At 44.1% G+C, this 21,896-nt stretch carries 21 protein-coding genes; 13 read left to right on the top strand and 8 right to left on the bottom strand.

The window, feature by feature from the left end:
* Window positions 1-26 precede the first annotated feature (26 nt).
* The 3 genes from HLM86_RS05965 to HLM86_RS05955 all read left to right on the top strand — a co-directional run bounded on the left by HLM86_RS05965 (window position 27) and on the right by HLM86_RS05955 (window position 1,874).
* A complete protein-coding gene (locus tag HLM86_RS05965) occupies window positions 27-572 on the top strand; it encodes a hypothetical protein (RefSeq protein ID WP_170882399.1) in 546 nt (181 codons plus the stop codon).
* Between the two features lie 285 nt (window positions 573-857).
* The gene (locus HLM86_RS05960) at window positions 858-1,100 is read left to right on the top strand and encodes a type II toxin-antitoxin system TacA family antitoxin (RefSeq protein WP_170882247.1); all 243 of its coding nucleotides are present in this window, start codon (window positions 858-860) and stop codon (window positions 1,098-1,100) included.
* A gap of 522 nt (window positions 1,101-1,622) precedes the next feature.
* On the top strand, window positions 1,623-1,874 hold the full coding sequence (locus HLM86_RS05955; protein ID WP_122056052.1) for a hypothetical protein: 252 nt from the start codon (window positions 1,623-1,625) through the stop codon (window positions 1,872-1,874).
* A 1,932-nt stretch (window positions 1,875-3,806) separates the two neighbouring features.
* Here HLM86_RS05955 and HLM86_RS05950 read toward each other — a convergent pair.
* A complete protein-coding gene (locus tag HLM86_RS05950) occupies window positions 3,807-6,077 on the bottom strand; it encodes an AAA family ATPase (protein WP_254868760.1) in 2,271 nt (756 codons plus the stop codon).
* A 549-nt stretch (window positions 6,078-6,626) separates the two neighbouring features.
* On the opposite strand from HLM86_RS05950, the gene gloA reads away from it, so the two are divergent.
* Together gloA and HLM86_RS05940 are read left to right on the top strand one after the other, a co-directional pair.
* The gene (gene gloA, locus HLM86_RS05945) at window positions 6,627-7,043 is read left to right on the top strand and encodes a lactoylglutathione lyase (protein ID WP_076587505.1); all 417 of its coding nucleotides are present in this window, start codon (window positions 6,627-6,629) and stop codon (window positions 7,041-7,043) included.
* Between the two features lie 99 nt (window positions 7,044-7,142).
* Window positions 7,143-7,580, top strand: coding sequence for a DUF2753 domain-containing protein (locus HLM86_RS05940; protein WP_076587507.1), 438 nt, complete (start codon window positions 7,143-7,145; stop codon window positions 7,578-7,580).
* Window positions 7,581-7,609: 29 nt separating this feature from the next.
* On the opposite strand, the gene motY is transcribed toward HLM86_RS05940, so the two are convergent.
* Window positions 7,610-8,491 carry a flagellar protein MotY gene (motY, locus tag HLM86_RS05935; RefSeq protein WP_076587509.1) on the bottom strand — a complete coding sequence of 294 codons (882 nt, stop codon included), beginning with the start codon at window positions 8,489-8,491 and terminating at the stop codon, window positions 7,610-7,612.
* A 201-nt stretch (window positions 8,492-8,692) separates the two neighbouring features.
* On the opposite strand from motY, the gene rnt reads away from it, so the two are divergent.
* Together rnt and HLM86_RS05925 are read left to right on the top strand one after the other, a co-directional pair.
* On the top strand, window positions 8,693-9,346 hold the full coding sequence (gene rnt / locus HLM86_RS05930; protein ID WP_076587511.1) for a ribonuclease T: 654 nt from the start codon (window positions 8,693-8,695) through the stop codon (window positions 9,344-9,346).
* A gap of 34 nt (window positions 9,347-9,380) precedes the next feature.
* Window positions 9,381-10,706 (top strand): Na+/H+ antiporter family protein, encoded by a 1,326-nt coding sequence (locus HLM86_RS05925; RefSeq protein ID WP_170882398.1) that lies wholly within the window; start codon window positions 9,381-9,383, stop codon window positions 10,704-10,706.
* A 77-nt stretch (window positions 10,707-10,783) separates the two neighbouring features.
* Here HLM86_RS05925 and bamC read toward each other — a convergent pair whose 3' ends face one another.
* The gene (gene bamC / locus HLM86_RS05920) at window positions 10,784-11,800 is read right to left on the bottom strand and encodes an outer membrane protein assembly factor BamC (protein ID WP_076587514.1); all 1,017 of its coding nucleotides are present in this window, start codon (window positions 11,798-11,800) and stop codon (window positions 10,784-10,786) included.
* A gap of 55 nt (window positions 11,801-11,855) precedes the next feature.
* On the bottom strand, window positions 11,856-12,734 hold the full coding sequence (gene dapA, locus HLM86_RS05915; RefSeq protein ID WP_076587517.1) for a 4-hydroxy-tetrahydrodipicolinate synthase: 879 nt from the start codon (window positions 12,732-12,734) through the stop codon (window positions 11,856-11,858).
* Window positions 12,735-13,030: 296 nt separating this feature from the next.
* On the opposite strand from dapA, the gene HLM86_RS05910 reads away from it, so the two are divergent.
* Together HLM86_RS05910 and bcp are read left to right on the top strand one after the other, a co-directional pair.
* The gene (locus HLM86_RS05910; RefSeq protein WP_076587519.1) at window positions 13,031-13,573 is read left to right on the top strand and encodes a glycine cleavage system transcriptional repressor; all 543 of its coding nucleotides are present in this window, start codon (window positions 13,031-13,033) and stop codon (window positions 13,571-13,573) included.
* A 12-nt stretch (window positions 13,574-13,585) separates the two neighbouring features.
* On the top strand, window positions 13,586-14,053 hold the full coding sequence (gene bcp, locus HLM86_RS05905) for a thioredoxin-dependent thiol peroxidase (RefSeq protein WP_076587521.1): 468 nt from the start codon (window positions 13,586-13,588) through the stop codon (window positions 14,051-14,053).
* Window positions 14,054-14,095: 42 nt separating this feature from the next.
* On the opposite strand, the gene HLM86_RS05900 is transcribed toward bcp, so the two are convergent.
* The 3 genes from HLM86_RS05900 to HLM86_RS05890 form a co-directional block, all read right to left on the bottom strand.
* On the bottom strand, window positions 14,096-15,967 hold the full coding sequence (locus HLM86_RS05900) for a methyl-accepting chemotaxis protein (protein WP_076587523.1): 1,872 nt from the start codon (window positions 15,965-15,967) through the stop codon (window positions 14,096-14,098).
* A gap of 203 nt (window positions 15,968-16,170) precedes the next feature.
* Window positions 16,171-17,244: an AI-2E family transporter gene (locus HLM86_RS05895; protein WP_076587525.1), complete on the bottom strand. Its 1,074-nt coding sequence runs from the start codon at window positions 17,242-17,244 to the stop codon at window positions 16,171-16,173.
* Window positions 17,237-17,473, bottom strand: a complete 237-nt coding sequence (locus tag HLM86_RS05890; RefSeq protein WP_076587527.1) for a sulfurtransferase TusA family protein — start codon at window positions 17,471-17,473, stop codon at window positions 17,237-17,239. Before HLM86_RS05890 ends, HLM86_RS05895 begins: the two co-directional genes overlap by 8 nt.
* A gap of 227 nt (window positions 17,474-17,700) precedes the next feature.
* On the opposite strand from HLM86_RS05890, the gene bepA reads away from it, so the two are divergent.
* The 4 genes from bepA to HLM86_RS05870 are packed head-to-tail and all read left to right on the top strand — an operon-like array spanning window position 17,701 to window position 20,536.
* Window positions 17,701-19,155, top strand: a complete 1,455-nt coding sequence (gene bepA / locus HLM86_RS05885) for a beta-barrel assembly-enhancing protease (protein WP_170882397.1) — start codon at window positions 17,701-17,703, stop codon at window positions 19,153-19,155.
* A gap of 49 nt (window positions 19,156-19,204) precedes the next feature.
* Complete coding sequence (gene arsC, locus HLM86_RS05880; protein WP_170882396.1) at window positions 19,205-19,549, top strand: arsenate reductase (glutaredoxin); 345 nt, start codon at window positions 19,205-19,207, stop codon at window positions 19,547-19,549.
* Window positions 19,546-20,115, top strand: coding sequence for an NAD(P)H:quinone oxidoreductase (gene wrbA / locus HLM86_RS05875; protein WP_076587533.1), 570 nt, complete (start codon window positions 19,546-19,548; stop codon window positions 20,113-20,115). The genes arsC and wrbA overlap by 4 nt, the downstream gene beginning before the upstream one ends.
* A 1-nt stretch (window position 20,116) precedes the next feature.
* Complete coding sequence (locus tag HLM86_RS05870) at window positions 20,117-20,536, top strand: DUF2069 domain-containing protein (protein ID WP_076587535.1); 420 nt, start codon at window positions 20,117-20,119, stop codon at window positions 20,534-20,536.
* Between the two features lie 31 nt (window positions 20,537-20,567).
* Here the strand turns inward: HLM86_RS05870 and HLM86_RS05865 are convergent, their stop codons facing one another.
* Entirely contained in the window at window positions 20,568-21,758 is a 1,191-nt protein-coding gene (locus tag HLM86_RS05865) for a DUF2066 domain-containing protein (RefSeq protein ID WP_170882395.1), read from the bottom strand.
* Window positions 21,759-21,896 lie beyond the last annotated feature (138 nt).

Below are 21,896 nucleotides of genomic sequence, written 5' to 3'. Positions count from 1 at the left end.
GCAGAGAGCGGATTAAAGGGCAATAAATGAGCTATTCCAACACGAGTGAAGAAAGTGAAACTATATCCCAAACAAGTAATGGTGGTTTTCTGCTGTATCTAGTTCCACCATACATTTTTGTTTGTACTTTAGGAGCTATCTGGCTACTCATTGATGGGTGGGTATCTAATTTTTCCAGCATTTCAACCTTATGGGCTATCGACAAAGATCATGCTTTGCCAAGCATAGCTGTTTCGTTACTTTTTACACAAGTTGGAGCAGTCCTTGGAGGTGCTCTTTTAGCTATTGTGTCTTTCCACAGATATCAGGCAATCGAAAAAGCCTTTGATAAAGACCACCTTTGGGGATTTATGTTTTCTCCTCTACTGGCTCTGATAATAGGGACTCTAGCATTCGCCATTATTCAAAGTGGCTTAGTAGTGTTATCCGGGGGGCTTGATACAAAAGACCATAACACTGCCACTTTAGGGTATCTATCTATTGGTGGTATCGCTGGTTATAACTGGGATGTGTTTATTAAAAAGTTAAAAGATTTATCTAAAAATATAATTACGGAGGAAAAGCCAATTTAGTTAAAAAGGAGTACGGTAAGTCCTGACAACTCTAGACGGCTTTCAAAAGTTAAGGCTTCAAGATACTTTTTCTAATCCAATGTTGGCACGTTAGAATCTATACTCTAACGTATTTTTGTCCAGAGGCTTCATATAGCTGAAGCTTTAAATGTGGCACTTTTTAACAAAGTGCCTCCTAGCTCGGTTCTGCCCCATTAAGTGTGTTTCAGCGTATTCGACCTAACGGCATCCGGACTGATTTTGCTATACTGCAACTAACCTAAATCCTCAGTAAGGCTGCATGCGATGAGCGAGAAAAAATTGACCGAAGAAGAGCTATTAGAAGGCCTTACAGCTTATACTGCACATGCAGATGAACTGAGTGATATCGATACTGAAGAATGGACGAAAATGCTCAATCAGGCAAAGCATATAGTGTTAAAAGATGCCGATTATGAAAGATTTGTAGCCTTCCTGAATTCAGCCCCAGCTCCAACAGCAATAGAAGATTTCAAAAAGCTTTTCAAACGAAAAGCACCTTGGGAATGATCCAACTCATTTCACCCCATAGCCACTGAAACGAAGCTCGAGCCTTTTCTTTTTAGCGGAAGTAACCTACTAGCACATAAATGCCCCAAACCTTCTTAGAGCCTGCTTGCTTTTAGATAAAGCTGAGTAATGCCACTGGTCGCTGTCAAATTGGCAACAGCTTGTCGCCAAATTGTGAAACAACCTGTTTCACAAATTATTCCTGACCCATAGTGTGTTGATCAATGGTTTTAACTTCAAGAATTTTTAGGTATGAATACTTATCGCACCAGACAGTATCGCACTCAACAGTATGATACTGTTGAGTGCGATAATTACGGGTGGACGATGGATAGGTCTTACCAACCGAGCTAAGCATGATGACCCTTTGTATGCAAATCAACAAACGAGAATTTGCCCCAAGACGTGTTTAGAGCGCATGAAATTAACATGAGATTTATTTGAATAAGGTTCTACATTACGGCTAGTAGTCCATTGTGCTATAAACTAATCTAATGTCATTTTCGAATCGAGAAACGACTTATGAGCAAGAAAAAGCTATCAGAAAAAGAACTACTTAAGGGTATTACACCTAATACTGCCCACGCTGATGGGCTTGCTACAGTTTCATTAGATGAAGTGGGACTAGAACCCTCAGAAAGCGACTATAAAGCCGTTTTGAAAAGAATTGAATCCTTGTTTGATGTGGCTGAACCAGGCACACCCGAAGGTGATGAGCTTGAAAAGCTAGTAATTTGGGTTGAAGGGTATGAAGAAGATCACTTCCCATTTTAAACTAGCTAACCTTCAGTTTTGCCTCAATCAATTTAGATAGCAGTAAAATAATTTGTGCAAGAAGTCCTTGCACAATTGCTCTTACTTTCAGATACGACAAAGCCACAGGCTTTGTATAACAGCTACATACAGAATGTTTTCATTAATTTGAATTCTGGGTGCGGTGCCAGGTATTTCATCACCAAATATGGGAGGGAGAGTACCTTAGGCTTATCGTATGTCCTCGGTTGGCTGCTTTGCAATTACGCTAGATTCAAATTGATACCATTACTTCTGGCTAGACAGTAAATAGTAACTCAAAGAATAAAGCAGGGATAACCGAGGCTCTCGCTATTAGTGTAAAGCGAAGAACCGAATGCAGTAAGCTTACTTCCTCAAAGAAACAAGCTAACGCAGTTCATAGCTATCACGCCTCTGTAATTCAAATAGTCACTCGACTAAAAGGTTTAATTATCATGGTCGAACACGCCACTCTATTAGTTGATCCTTTTGGTCGAAGTTAGAATTTGAGCATAATCTCGACCAGAAAAGTGAATGTTCTTTCTTTTTCGACTAAAAAGTTTAAAAGAATTGGTCGAGAGATTGCCGGCCTTGTCGCGTCTCATGAAAATGCCAGCATTGTTAGGGTGGCCTCAATTATTGCTCCAGAAACATTCAATATCGATAAGCATTAATCCTCCCCCGGAATACAGAAGTGAAGCTTTTGATATTTTCTATGTGGGCCAATTGGTACTCACTACTTCCTGGGAAACTTCTCCAAGCTCTCGCTACTAATTTACTTATATAATGCCATGGGCTCTTTAGCTAACTTATACGAAGACAATTCGCTGAATGTATGATCTAGCGAAATTAGGAACATAACTCGAAGTGTCAAAAGCAGCGCTACTAATAAACTAGCAAACCTCTCTGTTTAGGACCGTTTTTTAAGTGATATGCTCGCCCTCTAATGCTTACTATTATCAACAATGATCCAACGGGTTTCATCCTTAAGGTTATGATTTGTAATTATTAAAATCTTTAATCTTACTTTGAAAACTTTTAAGTAATCACACATCGCAAGTTGCGATGCGCAAGTTGCGATGTGGAGTGAAAACTATAGGTACCTATCATCGTAACTCAGAGATCCCCCCAACGTTTCAGGAGCCACAGTAAAACCCATAGGACTAGCTAATGAACAATTATCGAGGAACCCTCAATAGTTGCAGAGTTTGCAACAACCCCTACATGCCCAAATTGTCCAATAGCCTGTTGGACAAAGTTTAATACCTAAATTTTGCAAGAGGGTCTTGCATAATTGCGAAACAGGTAGCTTAGTAAATCACTTCTGCCCCTTTTCTAGTTAGACGCTCATTTCGCAGTGTGCGAATCGCAACCTGCGGAATGAACTTCTCTTCCCCTTAAAGTACTTATAAACCATAAATTTACGTGGTAAATCTAAAGGGATCTAGCTTAGCTTGTCTAAAACACAGACACGACCATAACTACAAAAAGTAGCTCTATTACGCGCGACCAGCGGTCAATAGCAGCTGGTATTGACCGCCTTCAGTTCGGAATGCGTTTTCTAAAAAAAAAGACAACTTTTGCACCTGCAATTAATTATTACAAAACATACACTTAGGTTGCTTTTTATTGTCGGATTTCACGGTGAAATTGACAGGTAACCAACAGGGTTGGAAGCTTTACTAAGCGGCTTTCCGACAGCAAACATTATTCTCAATTTTCTATTTTACGTGATAACTGTAGCTTCAAGCTTGTCTGACTCGTTTGTGCCCCAAAGCGTGCTAGCAACCTACAGAACCTAACTTCGGTAAACCTTAATGTGACCAAACTTGGCTCATGCATTTGGCATATATACAGGAATGAGAAAGTTCCTTACTTCAAAGCCACCAACATTCCGGTTAGTGGCTTTCTAAAGATAGGTATGGGTACTAACTAAACGTAATATGCTTCGTAGTGTGGTTTATCATTCGTACGAATTGCTTCATCAATAATGTTCCAAACCCCCTGTAATTGTGCTTGTAAGGCATCGGGCAGCTCTACACCAAAGGATATAGATTGTGCATGACTTCTTTCATTGATGAATTCATAAAGCGTTGTTGCTTTAGTGGAAGCATTCTCTATATCTTTCAACAAGTGCTGCTCTAAGAAACTGTTGTTATTAGCTCGGAATGGTTTATTGAACCTAAACGTAAAATAGACTTCTAATATCTTTCGTACGTATGCTTGAACTGATATCGCATCAAATTGCTCAGGGTTTCGGACTGCTTCTTTGATTTTTGCTATCAAGTAGGCGTATTCAGATTTGTGGTCTTTTAGATTTTTAGGCAACTGTTCCACTGTTGATGCATTTTGCTTGCGATTGACCAAATAGAACTCAGCACGTTTAGGCTTAACGTCATCACCACGTTTCACCATTTTGTAGTAATCAAACCATGTCTTCACCAAATTGAAAAACTCGAAATTATGTGTTGATATGAACAACTGCTCAACTTTGTCATGATTCAACTTGTCTTTGATAATACCAAGAACATTGTAGATATGGTTCGAATCTAAACTACAGATCGGATCATCCAAGTACACAATCGGTTTCGTGTCCTTCAAGGATTCATCGTCTAGTTCAGTGATGAAATAGGCAAAGGCGATAGCAGTGCGCTCTCCATCAGGTAGATGTTTTGCTGGCCTTCCTTCACGCATGAACTGGTAGGTTTCACCAACAGGTTGAATTTCAATATCTGTCTTACCAAAATAAAGTCGAAGGTTATCATTTAGGTTGTCAGCACCTTGTTTAACATTTCGAAGGGCTGCTTTGATTTCCATCACACGATCATTTAGGCGACGTAATTCACCCTCTGATTCTCCTTGTTGTTCTTGTAATGCAACAACTTCTTCGCTGGCTTTTGCATGGTTGTATTCCATAGTTTCTACATAAACAAAATGCCGTTTAATTGCATCTCGGGCTGCTGTTTGTTCTTTACTATGTTCTCTTGACCGTCTGTTGTGCTCACCTACTGGAATTTTGAGTTGCTCAAGCAGATCTGAGGTGATTGGCATTAGGTAATCAGATTGCGAAAACGGAACAACTTCTTCCATACGGTTGCGTTTATCTTCTAACACCTCTAGTAGACGTTTTTTTACCTGTTCAACCTGTTCTTCAAGCTGAGGGATCTTCTCCATTAACTGTTCGAAGTTGATAATTAAATCAGAGTATAGGCTCGTTGTTTTAGGGACAGAATACGTTAGTTTGATGGTTGCTACTTGTTTGATAGCAGCGTTGATTTTTGCGGAAAGTGCTTTGTAAGAGTCGGAAAAATAAGCATTTAGCTCATTTAACCTAACTTGTTCCAGTGGACTCTTACAGAATTGGCAAGTTTTTGCTTCACCATGATGCTTGATACCATCTTCGACCCACTTACGCAGGCCTGCGTTGGCTTCTAACTCTTCAATAGTTGTGCGGGTAACCGATTCGGCTAAAATTGCCTGAACTTGGTCTAGCAAGGCTGATGTGTTGGGTAAACTAATAGTAGGATTACTGATGAGATCTGATTTTTGTAAGCGGGCTGTTTCTTCAAGTAGTAACCGTTCTTTGTCAGTCTTAAGGTCTTCTGATGAAACCTGTGATAACAATGTTCTTACACCGCGGATGTCAAATTTGGAATTGCCTAGAACACTTAAAGTGTTTACCAACTTAGCAACATCCTGAAGGCGTTTATTTTTTTCTTTATCTTTGTTTTCAGCTAAATCTTTTAGATGCCCCCACACATCTTGCCCTGCGGGGATTAAAACTTCTTCAAGCTGTTTAAGCTCATCCTCTAATTCAATATTACGTTCACCGACAATGAGTACTGGGTTCACGCTTGAATCTACAAAATTAACGTTGTCTTTGATGTAATCTGAATTGAAGACACGGAGGTTTGCTATAGGAATTAACGCAGCACTTGATACAGGCGCCTGTTCATAGCGATCAACTGTAAAATTTGCAGTAGCAAAGTCTTCATGAACGTATCCTTGCTGCATAGCTCTGAAGATACGTGAGAGCGTTGTCTTTCCCGAATAGTTAAATCCATATATCAGATTAAACTGCAGAAATGGTTGACCACCATTCATTTTGGTGTTTTTGAAGATACCGAAGTTCTTTATTGATTTTATGCTCTTAAACATCAAGTTATCCCAACTAATATGATTGGGATATTGTACCAGTTTCATTATGTGACATTTTAGATCTCTAGACAGTTTTCGATACATCAAGTTATGTGTTTTTGTCGAATTACTGATGACCACTAAAACGTTTATGTCCAAAAGCGAGTTACGGGAGGCTCTTCTACGAGTTGTGATACCGATGGTCAAGGAAAATCATAAATGCCTAGCGAGTAGTTAGCTGTGCGAGCGTCAGGAGTCGCTTTATTATTTTACTTTACCATCATTTCCCTTAAATACCCTTTTGGTAGGGTGATGGTTTCACACAGTGAGGCCATCGCCTTGCCAAGCCTTCTGGGAGAAATCTTATAGAGTGCTCGTTCTAAATTTGCTACTATTTTTGTAAAGAAAAACGGGCTTAAGTTTTTAAATTTTTTGCTCGTTACATCGCTGTATTTACAAAAATCGCATTTTTCGTAAAGGATAATCATAACTTAGATATGCGTTAGCCTTTGATATACGTGCACTCGCACTCACTCACCAAATCGAGCGAATTTTTAGTGAATATAAAAGAAATTTAAAGAAAAGGTTTATCCAGAAAATTAGGAGAGCAAGACAATGTCAAACGGACGTATTTTACACACGATGCTTCGTGTCGGCGATTTAGATGCGTCGATAAAATTTTACACTCAGGTCATGGGCATGCAGTTACTTCGTACCAATGAGAATAAACAATACGAGTATACGCTCGCCTTTCTTGGGTTTGGGGACGAATCACAAGGTGCGGTGATTGAACTGACGTATAACTGGGGTACCAAAGAATATGATCAAGGGAATGCGTTCGGCCATATTGCTATTGGTGTCGAAAACATCTACCAAACCTGCGACGCTATCAAAGCGGCAGGTGGTCATATCACACGTGAGCCCGGTCCAGTAAAAGGAGGCACCACCCATATTGCTTTCGTCAGAGATCCAGACGGTTATCAACTTGAACTCATTCAGAATAAAAACGCCTCTGCAGGTTTAGAAGGCTAAAAGAAGGACAGCCCTATGCTGTCCTTTCCTTTAGACTTTACATGATAATGATTATCATTTATATTAAAGTTATAATAACATGGCAGAGTGATAAGAAAAATGGTGCTCACAGACTGGGAAAAGCATACGCTATTGGCCGACCAAGCCATGATTGATGACGATCATCTGCGCAGTATTCTCCACTACCAACAGGCGCTCACTTTGAGTGAGAGTATCGCAGAGTCCGAACAATTCGACGTCGAAGACAGATTTATGGTGTCCGTCATTTCATGCCATAACATGGCACAGTTCTGGCGTAGCGTGGGCGACACTAAGTATGAACTCAAATACTTACAGCTGGCTTCAGAAAAAGTACTGACTCTAGTACCACAGTGTCCAAACAAAGGGTGCGGGGCATTTGTAGATTCAATGGGCTGTTGCAAAAAAGCACTCATTGAATTCATGAAAAGGCATCCGAACCCTCAGGTCGCAAAATGGGTTCAGGACATCGATACCGCATCTAACTGCAACCTTATTGCCCAATTTCGCCTCAATTAGACAAACACAATACGCAGTGATCCACCCTTTCACACCTGAGTTCGACCAAAAGAGATAACAACACGGCGGTTTTTATCTTTACCTAGTGGAGAGGCATTATCCGCAATGGGACGGCGGCGACCAAAACCTTGCACTTGAATTCTATCTTCTGGCAGCCCAAGTGATTGAAAGTACTCACGCAAGACTTCCGCCCGCTTTTCAGACAAGTTCTGGCTAGCGCTTTTGCTTTCATCGTTGGCGGTGTAGGTGGACACCAATACCAAATCAATATCCTGATTATGCCTAATGTAATCAGCGATTTGCGCCAGCCTTTTTTGGGACGCTTTATTAAGTTCAACACTGGAGCGGTCATAGTGCAGAATAGTAAACGCAATGTCCTCAAAGCTATAGGGTAAAAGATTAGCGATACAGTCACTAAATACGCTGTATGAAGGTTGGAATAATACCGAAGACAAAGAAACTTCGATTCTTTGATCACGACTTTGCCATTGTTGGTAACTAAACGTTGGATAGCGTCCCTTTTCAAGTTCTGTCAGTATACTCCATGCGGTTTGGCCACCCACATAGCCATCAAACTGCTGAAAAAATCGAATATTAGTAATACGCTCCGCTCTGTCTCCCGGCCTCCAGACTGGAGGCATAGACACCAGAGAAACATCACGTGTTTTTCCCATTGGACGCTTCATTTTGAGTTCAAAATCGAGATTGATTTTTTTACTCGCATGAGAAGAAAACACCGCGTCACCGTACTTAGGAATGGGATGAACCATGCGGCACTCAAGTGGGTTATTAGCAATCATTTGCCATTGTGACTGCTGTGGCTGGGCAACATAGCGGACTTCCATTCCAAATGATGCAGGGGCAATGGAAGAAAATGCTAAAGTGAGTCCTGTTGCTAACCTTTTATTCATGGCGTGTCGCTTCTCTTACTGGTTACGGTTTTTTGCCGTTGATCATACTACACAGCTTTTAATGCAATAATCTCGCCAACAACTGGAGGGATTCCGTTATTTTTATCAATACCTCCCCCTTGCGATTAATTCGACAATCTGGTTTTTCTTCCCAAGAGAATCTGCAATAATGCTGCCCTTATCGCACAATACTAGGCCAACATGACTGTAGAAAATGAAGCATTGACGCTAAAAAAACGATTTAGAGGCTATTTTCCTGTCGTTATTGACGTGGAAACCGCTGGTTTTAATGCGCAAACGGATGCCCTTTTAGAAATCTGTGCTATCACGTTGAAAATGGATGAGCACGGTGAGCTGCATCCTGCATCAACGATTCACTTCAATGTTGAGCCTTTCGAAGGTGCGAATTTAGAAAAAGACGCGCTTGAATTTAATGGTATCCGAGACCCTTTCAGCCCGTTGCGGGGCGCGGTAAGTGAGTCTGAGGCACTCAAAGAAATTTATAAGCTGGTGCGTAAAGAACAAAAAGCGGCAGAATGCAGCCGTGCGATTATAGTGGCACACAATGCCACTTTTGATCACAACTTTGTTATGGCCGCTAGCCAACGCAGTCATCTTAAACGCGTCCCTTTCCATCCCTTTGCGACATTTGACACCGCAACATTAAGTGGACTGGCTTTTGGCCAAACTGTGCTTGCAAAAGCCTGTGCCACAGCGGGGATGGAGTTTGACAACAAAGAAGCCCATTCGGCTCTTTATGATACTCAGAAGACTGCCGATCTCTTCTGCGGTATCGTCAATAGGTGGAAAGCCCTAGGTGGCTGGCCATTAGATGATGACACTAATAACCAATAGATAAATACAAGTAAACACAACAAACGAGTAAACTATGAATCCTGTTGTAATTTCAGTCTGTATCATGCTGCTTCTCGCACTGATGCGCGTCAATGTCGTGGTCGCCCTGACATTTAGCGCTATCGTCGGTGGGCTCGTCGCTGGCATGCCTCTTATCGACACCGTTTCATCCTTTGAAAGCGGATTAGGCGGCGGTGCGACAATCGCGCTCAGTTATGCCATGTTGGGTACATTTGCCGTCGCAATATCGAAGTCGGGGATCACCGATTTAATGGCAAATAGCGTCATTAAACGTCTTCATGGCCAAGAAAATAACGCCGCATCAACGGGCCTAAAATATGCCGTGCTGATCGCCCTAATTCTAGTGACTATGTCTTCACAAAATATTGTGCCTGTGCATATCGCATTTATTCCAATTCTAATTCCGCCTCTATTGGGCGTTTTTGCCAAGCTCAAGCTTGATCGTCGCATGGTCGCCTGCGTGCTCACTTTCGGGTTGGTGACACCGTATATGGTCCTTCCTGTCGGTTTTGGTGGCATATTCCTCAATAATATTCTGCTTAAGAATCTTCATGACAACGGCCTCGAATCTGTTGTCGCCAATCAAGTTCCAATAGCGATGTTACTTCCTGCCACCGGAATGATTGTCGGCCTACTTACTGCCATTCTATGGAGTTACCGCAAACCACGTCAATATAACGTCGCGGAACGACCAGATGAACTCACGACAACAGCAGAAATCAATAAGAAAAACATTCTCGTCGCTGGCGTGGGAATCTTAGTCGCCCTTTCGGTACAGCTGGCGACGGGTTCAATGATCATCGGTGCACTTGCGGGCTTTATGGTCTTTACCTTCGGTGGTGTTATCGCTTGGAAATCAACCCATGACGTCTTTACCAAAGGCGTACACATGATGGCCATGATTGGTTTTATCATGATCGCAGCGGCTGGCTTTGCCGCCGTGATGAAACAAACGGGGGGGGTTGTGTCATTAGTTGATGCGCTATCAACCAGCATTGGTGACAACAAGCCTTTAGCCGCACTTCTTATGCTAGTGGTTGGCCTGCTTGTGACCATGGGTATTGGCTCCTCATTCTCAACCATACCTATTATTGCGACGATCTACGTTCCTCTTGCAGCGGCTTTTGGATTTTCGCCTATGGCAACCATAGCTCTTGTTGGCACGGCGGCGGCGTTAGGTGATGCAGGCTCCCCTGCATCCGACTCAACCTTGGGTCCAACGTCCGGTCTTAACGCTGATGGGCAGCATGAACACATATGGGAAACTGTTGTGCCGACATTTGTGCACTATAATATTCCTTTGATTATTTTTGGCTGGATTGCCGCGATGGTGCTCTGATCGTTGCCGCTACCATTTGAACATAAAAAAAGCTGACGTTGAGTCAGCTTTTTTTTATTAACGGCTATCGTAACGAGCTACTTATCTGCAACCGCAGACAAGACGGGCACCATATCCTTCATCAACGCTTCCTCGACCGGTTTTCCTGACGAATCTGTCACGTTAATTGACGTTCGGTTACCTAAATCACCAAATAAGAACGTGTATGTCCCTGACGGTAACTCAATAGGTTTTACCCCTATATTCGTCCAAAACTCATCATTAGGTGCCGCGTACTTTGCCTTGATCGTTCCCTGAGATTGATTACGTTCTTCAAGCGTGAATCCCATTTCCGGTAACAATTGAGGCAAGCGTGGCCACAAAACATCGTAGGGTGCACGAGCGATAATAACGGGTAAACCGCCTCGATCCGTCCCCATTGTAATCGGGATGCGTTTGACCAATTCCTCTGCACGACGCGCCGCTTCTTGACGAGTCTCCAAATCGTATCGAGCCGTGACCAAATTCGTCATCAACGAGTTATATCTCTCCTTATTGGTCATAGAAACGGGCATTTCTTTACCGCCTTTGCGCCAATCTATCAGAGATATGTTGAATCCATAACGATGGTTAGCTTCAACCGTACTGATCACATATCGAGAACCAATTTCTACATCTTCGTCTTCCGATACCCACGTTACCCAGTCCGTTTCAACCCGATTATCGGTCTTTTTTCTCAGCGAAATCTTTTGCTCGTCAAGCATGACCATCGCCGTTTGCCAAACTTTATCCAGCTCATCCGAGCGCAACAACCATAGAGTGACTTCGCCATTTTTACTTTCAGCGCGCGCACCGGGAATCAACTCCAGCACCTGTTGTGGCGGTCGAATATCAACCTCACTACCTAGACCTCCTTGGTAGTCACCTTGGGGGATCTGATAATTCTTATAGTATCTAGGCTCAGCACCATCAATGTTTTTCCACTCACTCAAAGGGGTGGTGTTGAGATAGTCAAAGTCGTCCTTTGCCTGACGACGCTGAGAGGCGCTGCCAGAGCAAGCGCTTAAAACAAGAACAGCTAGCGAACTAACCACTAGCTGATGAGACAATTTCATTGAAACTCCTGATAAGTCAATGCCGATGATGAAACAGCCGGCAATTCATTCTAATTTAGTCTATTCGAGCTTGTGTCATCGCCTGTGCGACAATCTGACGAGCATTTTCAGATAGCTCGGTCAACGGTAACCTTAAATCACCATGCTGGATCAAACCCATTTGTTTTGCGGCCCATTTCACTGGGATAGGGCTAGATTCAATAAACAGATTCTTATGAAGTGGCATAAGACGCTGATTAATGATCTCTGCTTCTTCATACTTTCCGTCGAGCGCTAAGTTCATCATTCGGGCCATGTCTTCGGCAGCAATGTTGTTCGTTACAGACACGACGCCCTGACCACCTTGCTTCACAAAATCAAGTCCCGTTGAATCATCCCCACTGAGTAAGATAAATTCTTCGCCACAAAGTTCACGATGAATTGCAATTCTGCTCAAATCACCGGTCGCATCTTTCAGCGCAACAATATTATCTATTTCCGACAAACGGGCCACCGTTTCTGGCAACAAGTCTACCGCGGTGCGACCTGGCACATTGTAAAGGATTTGTGGAACATCACTTTCTTGCGCAATCGCTTTATAATGTTGGAACAAACCTTCTTGAGTCGGTTTGTTATAATAAGGCGTAACACTCAGGCAACCCACTATCCCCGAATTGTTCAGTAAACGACTGAAGGTCACTGATTCATGAGTAGCGTTCGCTCCTGTGCCTGCAATAACAGGAATTCGACCATTGGCAAATTCAACGGTTTTGCTCACCACTTTGACATGCTCTTCTATGGTCAAGGTTGCAGATTCGCCGGTAGTGCCAACCGCCACAATGCCATTGGTGCCTGCTTCAACGTGAAAATCCACCAGATTTTTCAGGCTTACGTAATCTACTTCACCATCACGAGTGAGGGGTGTAATTAACGCGACGATACTTCCTGAAAACATGTCTTTCTCCCTAATTTAGATACTGTTTGCATGGTACTGTAAGGCGATTGAAAAACACAAGAGATTAAACCTGCTTAAATCACCTAATTGAATGAATATTTGTCAGATGTGACCACTTTGGCAACTTACTTCATTTCTGGGGTCTGTTGTCAAGACAAGGTGAGAAGCACGTAGGTTTGGGAGACTCTATCCTCGCCAATAAAATGCGCTTTGTTTTTCACTGGTGTCGATTTTTCTCTGATATTTCTGTGCTAAGCTAGCTCATTAACAATCCTAACAATGTTCGAAGTAATATTATGACTCATCATCTGGTGATTACAGCGGTAGGAACTGACCGCCCGGGGGTCTGCAATCAAGTAGTGCACTTGGTTACACAATCTGGATGCAATATTGTTGATAGTCGCATTGCACTGTTTGGCAATGACTTTACACTGATCATGTTACTCTCTGGTAACGCTACCGCCGTCACTCGCGTGGAAACGACCTTGCCTCTTCTGGGACAAGATCTTGATCTTATTACCATCACCAAGCGTACCTCAGAGCATGCCTGCATCGACAACTCTTATCGAATAGAAGTCCTCGTTGAATCCGAAGATAAAGTAGGACTAACAGAAAAGTTCACCCAATTTTTTGCCGACAGAAATATCGGCCTGTCGTCATTAAGCGCTCAAGTCGTCGACAAGACAAAAGCTTTGTCCACCACCAATCAATTCCATATTGGCATTACAGCAACTTGTGCGGCTGAATACGACATGAGTAACCTTGAGCAAGAGTTTAATGCATTATGTTTAAGCCTTGACGTCAAGGGTGACATCAATATGACCAATAACAGTCAATAGAAAGGAAAGTCAATGAATACGCTAACCGCAGGCTCCCCTGCTCCTGCTTTTTCACTACTGGATCAAGATGGTAAGGCTGTCTCACTCAGCGACTTTAGCGGTAAAAAGGTCCTGTTTTACTTCTACCCAAAAGCCATGACTCCGGGCTGCACGGTACAAGCCCAAGGCCTCAGAGATACAAAAACCGAGCTAGATGCCCACAACCTCGTCGTTCTTGGGGTCAGTATTGACCCAGTCAAACGTCTCGGCAAGTTTATTGAACGTGACAACCTCAATTTCACACTGCTCTCTGACGAAGACCATGCTGTCGCTGAGCAGTTCGGTGTTTGGGGAGAAAAGAAGTTTATGGGTAAAGTCTACGACGGCCTCCATCGAATTAGCTTCCTCATCGATGAGAACGGGATTATTGAACACGTGTTTGATAAATTCAAAACCAAGAATCACCATGAAGTGGTTCTCGATTACCTCAAGCAAGACTAAAAAAAGCCAGCACACAATGTGTGCTGGCTTTTTTATTCCCATTTAAACAATAAATTTATTCAAAATCGCGTCTTGTTCTCGGACATTTTCGGTTTGCACCTGCATCGCCATATTGGCTTCATCAGCAGCATCAGCCACCTGAGTCGACAAGTCTTTTATTTTGACCGTATTACTGTTGATTTCCTCGGCAACCAAACTTTGTTCTTCTGCCGCGGAAGCAATTTGCATGTTCATATCCGTAATTCTTTGAATCGACTCGCGAATACGCTGTAAAGACTCATCGGCCGCTTGAGCTTTATCCACCGCCTCAACGGCCGTGCTTTTGCTCTCTCGCATGGCTGCTGAAACCGAGCTCGCCCCAGATTGGAGCTGCTCAATCATGTTACGGATTTCAGTGGTTGACTCTTGTGTCCGCTGTGCCAGAGTCCTTACCTCATCGGCAACAACCGCAAAGCCACGACCTGACTCTCCTGCCCTTGCCGCCTCAATGGCCGCATTCAACGCCAACAGATTGGTTTGATCCGCGATATCATTGATGACTTTTAAAATGGTTTCAATATTTGAAGTGGCTGACTCCAGTCCCTGAACTTCTTCAACGGCCTGATCAATACGAGCAGATAACGCATCGATCGAGGTTGTCGTCTCACTCACCACCGTCGATCCGTCTTGAGTCGCATCATCCGCATCTTTAGCCGCGGAAGCGGCGCCTTGAGCATTGTTTGCGACTTCGGTCGCCGTCACAGCCATTTCGTTCATCGCCGTGGCCAATTGCTCAAGCTCATGCAGCTGACTGCGCATCGCTTCTGATGATTCATGCGAACCTTGTACCGTCATTTCAGTGCCGCGCAAAATTTCCGCACCGATCGCTTTTGATTGCTGAATTTGCTTTTGTAGCGTTTCCGTAAAGGTATTAAAGCCATGCGCCAATTGAGCAAATTCGATATCAGTATTGGTATCCAAACGTTTGGTTAGATCACCTTGCCCCGAGGCCACATCTTTTATCGCATCATTTAACGTCCCTAATGGGCGCATCAGGAACCGGATCAAGAGGCTCAGCACTAAGACACTGAGGATCACACTGATCGATGCATAAAGCATGGAGCTACTCCGCATATGATCAATCGTAGCGAAGGCGATACTTTCATCAACAATGGCACCGATGTACCAGTTCTCACTTGGCACTTTGGTGAAGTGAACTAAATAAGATATGCCATCTTTCTCTATGCGCTGATTTCCCTCCCGAATATTCACCTCAGGAAGGTAAGTCGACAAATTCTCGCCGTTGTTCTTCGCTTCAGGGTGCGCGATGGTGGTGCCATCCGCTGTGATAATAAAAAGGTATCCGGCATCCAGTAGATTGGCGCTGTTGACAAGGTCTGCAAGCCCTGTAAGTTCCACATCGTAGAACATCGCCGCCATAAACTGGCCATTGTCACGAACAGGCGTACCAATTGAGATAATGACTTTTTTCGACGATACGTCGACATAAGGAGCCGTCACGACGAGAGTCCCTTGAGCTTTGGCTTCCTTATACCATGGTCTGACCCGCGGGTTATAATCAGCTGCTGCTTCCCACCCATCATCATTTTCAACGACAGAGCCATCTGATTCGAACGCATAACCCACCGCCAGAAAGCTGCTCTTAAGATTGGGGGATTCCAACACGTCTTTCACATAGGCTTTGTTCTGGGGATCAAGCGCCAATATTTCCGTGGTTGACCTTGCCAGCGACTTTTTACTCTCCACATCAGAGGTAACCGTATTTTTTACCCCTTTCACGATCTCTGTAAGACTGGTATCAACCAGTTCTTCAACTTCCCGTTTGACCGTGCTCAATTGTTGTACTGAGAGTAGCACCACGGTGACTAACAGTAAGGCTGATGATGCAGCAACAATCTTTTGACTAAATCTCATAGCGTCCCTCAAAGAGTAGTTCGTACATTCGTTAATAGTTATCAGTTTATTATATCGCCCTAAGAAGCACAGGCTTAATAAATCTCTAACAAATAATGTACAAAGTAAAACAGTCTTTTGAAAAGTATATACCCTCTCCACAAATAAAAAGCCCCAAAATGCATATCTTAGGGCTTTTTATTGATTATTCTATAAAAAATCATTTAACCTGGGTGAGTATAAACCTCTTCATCATGGCTTGGTAACGCGTTCCAGACGGCTTTGACCAATGTCGCTAATGGGATAGCAAAGAAGACACCCCAAAATCCCCATAGGCCACCAAACACCAGAACTGCAACAATGATCGCCACAGGATGCAAGTTAACCGCTTCCGAAAACAAAACAGGGACTAACACGTTGCCGTCTAACGCCTGAATAATACCGTAAGCAATTAATAACGTATAAAACTGAGGGGATAGCCCCCACTGGAACAACCCGACGATAGCAACAGGTACAGTCACCGCGGCCGCTCCAATATAGGGAATCAGCACAGACAGGCCAACAGCCACAGCCAATAGTACCGAGTAGCGTAAGTCTATAATGGCAAAAGTCACATAGCTCACACTACCAACGATCAGAATTTCCATCACTTTGCCACGAATATAATTGGAAATCTGTTGATTCATTTCATGCCAAACTTTGTTGGCCAACTTACGATTGCGCGGTAAAACACCACTTGCCATCGCAATCATCTCTTTCTTGTCTTTAAGTAAGAAAAAAACCAATAAAGGGACCAAAATCAAATACACCGCCAGCGTAGCAAGGCTAACTAAAGAAGCGACCGACCCTTTAACAACGGTTTCTCCCATCCCAATGATTTGGTTTTTTGCGTTAGTGACCAAAGACTCTACAATTTGGAAGTTTGCCAGTTCTGGATAGCGTTGTGGCAACTCTGCGATCGCTTTCTGCAGGCCTGAATACATTGATGGGACATCATTCACTAAATTTCCTACTTGTTGCCAAATAGTCGGAACAAGGCCAAATACAGCGATCAACATCAGGCTAGTAAAACCAGAAATTACCAAAATCACCGCCACCGTGCGCGGAATACCTAGCCGTGCAAGCTGAGCGACTGGCCATTCAAGCAAATAGGCAAGCACAATCGCCACCAACAGCGGCGCAATTAAATGACCGAAAAAATAGATCGTAATAAAACCAAACAACAGTATCGCCACTAAGCTTGCAGCATGGGGATCAGAGAAGCGTCGCTTGTACCAACGACTGACCATTTCAAACATTAGACAAGATTCCTTTAGTCACTTGCAAACAACAATAATCATCCTCAGCGATACAGACCAACTCAAGTGGCTGCGTCAAAAGGAAGCGTTTAATGTCAGACAACGAACTGGGATCTGAAACATAAATAGACGTTTGCTCTCCCTCAACCAACCCTTTAATGTGACGTTTGGCAAGTAAAAGTGCCATTGGGCATCGCTCTTGGCGCAAATCTAAAAGATTCAGTTTCATTTTTCAGCCTGATGCTTATCATAGGCGCAATATTGTATAGAGTTTTTTTTCAAGCGTCAGCGCAAATACGTCAATGCACGAAAAGTTTAACGCTGACATGACTCCCAAGCGAGACCGTTCAGGTGAGATAAACGTGAAACCATCTCAACAATTCAGTGTCAAACGCTGTAATACTGAGCAGGTGAGTTCAGTCATGCATTCAATGATTACGGAGTATCACCGAAAATATGTTTAAACGTACTCGCTTACTGGCCTGCCTATGCGCTGCTTCTATTTTAGCCACCCAGCCCCCCGCATTTGCCAATTCGCTAGATTTACCCGACATTGGTACAACAGCCAGTAGCACCCTCACTATTGATCAAGAACGTCAGTATGGTGATGCTTATATGCGTATGCTGCGCAGCAGTCAACCGATCGTTAATGACCCAGTATTAAACGCTTACATTGATAATTTAGGCCACCAATTGGTCGCTAATGCCAATGATGTCAAAACACCCTTTACCTTTTTTATGATCCGTGACCGCAACATTAACGCCTTCGCTTTTTTTGGCGGCTATGTGGCCTTGCACTCAGGACTGTTCCTCCATGCACAAAGTGAGAGCGAACTGGCATCGGTCATCGCACACGAGATTGCTCACGTCACTCAGCGTCACTTAGCCCGGAGTATGGAGGAGCAAGCTCGGCGCTCTCCCGCGACCATGGCTGCCATTGCGGGGTCATTGCTGCTAGCCATTGCCGCTCCAGAAGCCGGTATCGCGGCATTAACAGCGACAACAGCAGGCAATATTCAGGGACAAATCAACTACACGAGAAGCAATGAAAAAGAGGCCGACCGATTTGGTATAAACACACTGTCAAAAGCCGGTTTTGAAGCCAATGCCATGCCACGCTTTTTCGGCCGTCTGGCAGACGAATATCGCTATGCGAGCAAACCACCACCGATGCTTTTAACCCACCCTCTCCCCGAAGACCGGATCACAGACAGTCGCGCACGGGCTCAGAATTTCCCGAAGAAAAAGCTCGCTCCCTCGCTGAACTATCATCTTGCCAGAGCCCGAGTCGTCGCTCGATACGCGGGCACCAGCGCAGAGTCTGCTTTAGATTGGTTCAAGCGTTCTGAAAAAAAAGCTTCCCCGAGCTTAAAGCCATCATTTCAATATGGAAAGGCACTGGTGCACTTAGATAATAATCAGTTACAAGAAGCCGAGTCCATCTTGCAAACTTTGCTGAAACAGGAGCCAAACAACCTTTTTTATCTGGATGCCATGTCTGATTTATATATAGCAAAAGATAAACCCGCACTCGCAGAAAAAATGTTATTTGCCGCGCTCGATGATAAACCAAATAATCCCGTGCTCACCATCAACTACGCCAACGCTCTGATGAAGCAAGACAAAAATGAACAGGCGATTCGAGTACTACAACGTTACACTCATAATAGCCCCAACGACGTCACTGGGTGGCACCTATTATCTGAAGCCAACATTCATTCTGGGCACAGCGACGAAGATCTTGCCGCAAGAGCAGAAATTCTCGCGTTGAAAGCCAATTGGGATAAGGCCATCCAATATTACACTCAAGCCAGTCAGCTGGCAGAGCTTGGCAGCCTTAAACAAGCGCGTTATGACGCACGAATCGATCAATTTATGGTTCAACGCGAACGATTTCTAGCGTTACAATAGTGTGCCTATTAACGGTGCTAACGATACAAAATTTTGGGAGAAATACATTATGTCCGTCGTGATTTTTCACAACCCACGCTGTTCAAAAAGCCGTCAAACGTTAACCTTGCTTCAAAAAAAAGGCATAGAGCCTGAAATCATCAAGTATCTGGATACACCTCCGACTGTGGCTGAACTCAAGCAATTGTATAGTCAGCTAAATTTAGCGGATATTCGGGCGATGATGCGAGTCAAGGAGGAGATCTATCAGACCCTTGATTTAAAAGATGCCCCCGATGAACAATTGTTTGAAGCGATGGCCAAAAACCCGAAGTTAATCGAACGCCCTATTGTGGTTAGCAAGGGCCACGCCAAACTTGGTCGACCACCAGAACAGGTCCTTGACATACTATGAGTTGTGATATTGTCGTCCTCTATTACAGCCGCCATGGTACAACACGAACACTCGCGCGACAGATTGCTCGAGGCGTAGAGTCAATACCGCATTGTCATGCTCTGTTGCGCAGCGTCACTGATCTGAGCGAGCAAACCCACCTCCAAGACCCGGTATTGTCGATAGAGGAACTCAAACGCTGTGACGGATTGGCTATGGGCAGTCCTGTATGGTTTGGCAATATGTCGGCATCACTGAAACATTTCTGGGACCAGACAACCCCCTTGTGGGTGTCTGGTGATCTGATAGATAAACCTGCTTGTGTATTCAGTGCTTCTTCCAGCCTGCATGGAGGGCAAGAAACCACGCTCCAAAGTATGATGCTGCCACTGCTTCATCACGGCATGATGATTTTAGGTATCCCTTATTCAGAGCCCAAACTGCATACCACCAAAAGTGGGGGGACTCCCTATGGTGCGACTTCTGTCAGCCACGACGGTCATACTTTGAGTCAGGATGAAATAGAACTGGCCCAACAATTGGGTAAAAGGCTGGCCACCACCGCACTTAAAATGAAGGATTCATAGCATGCAGCAAATGCAAACGAGCACCAAGCAATTCAGAAGACTGGCACTATGCGGAAATTTGGGATTGTTGGCTTGGGTCGTGCTTTGGCAAGTTAGCCTATCACCCCATCCTCATCTCAATAATCTCGTTTTAGCGTTAGCATGGAGTATCCCCTTGCTCTTACCATTACCAGGCATCCTGTTAGCCAAACCCTATACCCATGCTTGGGCTAACTTTGTTTTAATGCTCTACTTTTTACACGCTTTAACCATTGTTTATATCGATGGCGGAGAACGCTCACTTGCTCTTGTAGAGTTAGCCCTCACGTTCTCAGCCTTTATCGGCAATATTCTCTTTGCAAGAGCACGAGGGAAAGAATTAGGCCTCACCCTCACTCGACTCTCTAAAGTCGAAAAACAAGAGAAAGAACGATTCGAATGATCATGGTCTGGCCAATGCCAGACCTTTTTTATTAGAATTCCTCAAAGGCTTCCAACATCACGTCCGTTTCATCTGATTCTTCTACTATGTCAGCATCAGATGAAGCACGCCCTTGCCAGCCAAACGTTAATATATGTGGCGACAGGCTTATTTCCGATCCCTGTGGAAGAGAGCCTACCTCATCAGGATTTTCAACAACACCCTCTATGACTTCAGGCACAGGAGGCTGGGCAGTCTCAAGTGGCTTAATAACTTGTGGGACCCGACTCAGCTCTTGTTCAAATTCACGCTGAGACGCAATCAGATGGACATTGAACACAACTTGATTACCTTGAATTTTCACAATGTCCAATGAGGCAACAGAACTGAGTTTCTTGAGTTGCCTTTCCAAAGAAAAGAAGTCCACTGCATTACCTAACGAGGTGAATCTCACCTTAAGTGTTTGTGACGATTCACTCGCGACAACAACAGCATTTTTCTTGGCGTAAAAATCGCTCAATTGGTCGATAAGCTGGGTTGCGCCAGCTTCACCACGGCTTGCCCCAGATAACGGCGCCTGTTGAGTAAGGCCAATGCTGGCTGGTGCTTGGTCATAGAGCGTCCACCTCAGTGCTTCACCCTGAACACGGACAATCAAAACCGCTTCCGCAGGGTAACGTTGACTGGCTTCTCCTACCGGACGTGTAAACCCACCCCAAAGATCAGACACGGCAACACGGGTAATATCGTCTATGTCCCCGACAGGTAAGGTCAAAGGTAAGCCTCTTTTTTGCGCTTGCTCTTTGAGTTGACGCAACACCCCCGACTCTGAGTGCTCCCACTGTATATTGCGCTCAAATTGAGTTTCTTCAATTAACCACACAAGTAGGTTGGATCGAGATGCTGGCCATATAGGTAGCTGTGCTTGGCTGAGTAACGAACGAATTTGAGGTGCGTTGAAACCGAGTCTCACTGTCTTTTTGCCTTCCAATTCGCCGTAACTCATTTGAGACAAGTATTGTCCATTCTTTCTTAACGCCTTCTGTACCACTGGACTCGACACCGAGCTTTGACTTCCCGAAGCACGAATGATGATCTCTTTCATGCCTTCTACCCGAGCTTGCGCGTCACCTTTGTCGGTCGCTTGATCGAGTACTATCTCAGTCTGATATAAATCTACATTAGTCAGAGCGGCAGCCGGAAACCCGACCAACCCTAACGCCAACAAAACGAAATGTCGCATAGCTTTCCTACGGTCAATTGAACATTGCAACTTCGGATGATAAGCAACTATCGAAAAAGGAGCAACTAATGCACGGTTTTATGTGTTTATAAGTGCCAAATCTTCTCACACTCGCGCCTCACTGTTTGCTCCGAACTC

Origin of the sequence: Vibrio ostreicida (genome assembly GCF_013074385.2) — a bacterium.
Taxonomy (GTDB): domain Bacteria; phylum Pseudomonadota; class Gammaproteobacteria; order Enterobacterales; family Vibrionaceae; genus Vibrio; species Vibrio ostreicida.
Note: the sequence above shows the minus strand (reverse complement) of the source record. Positions and strands in the feature narration are given on the sequence as shown.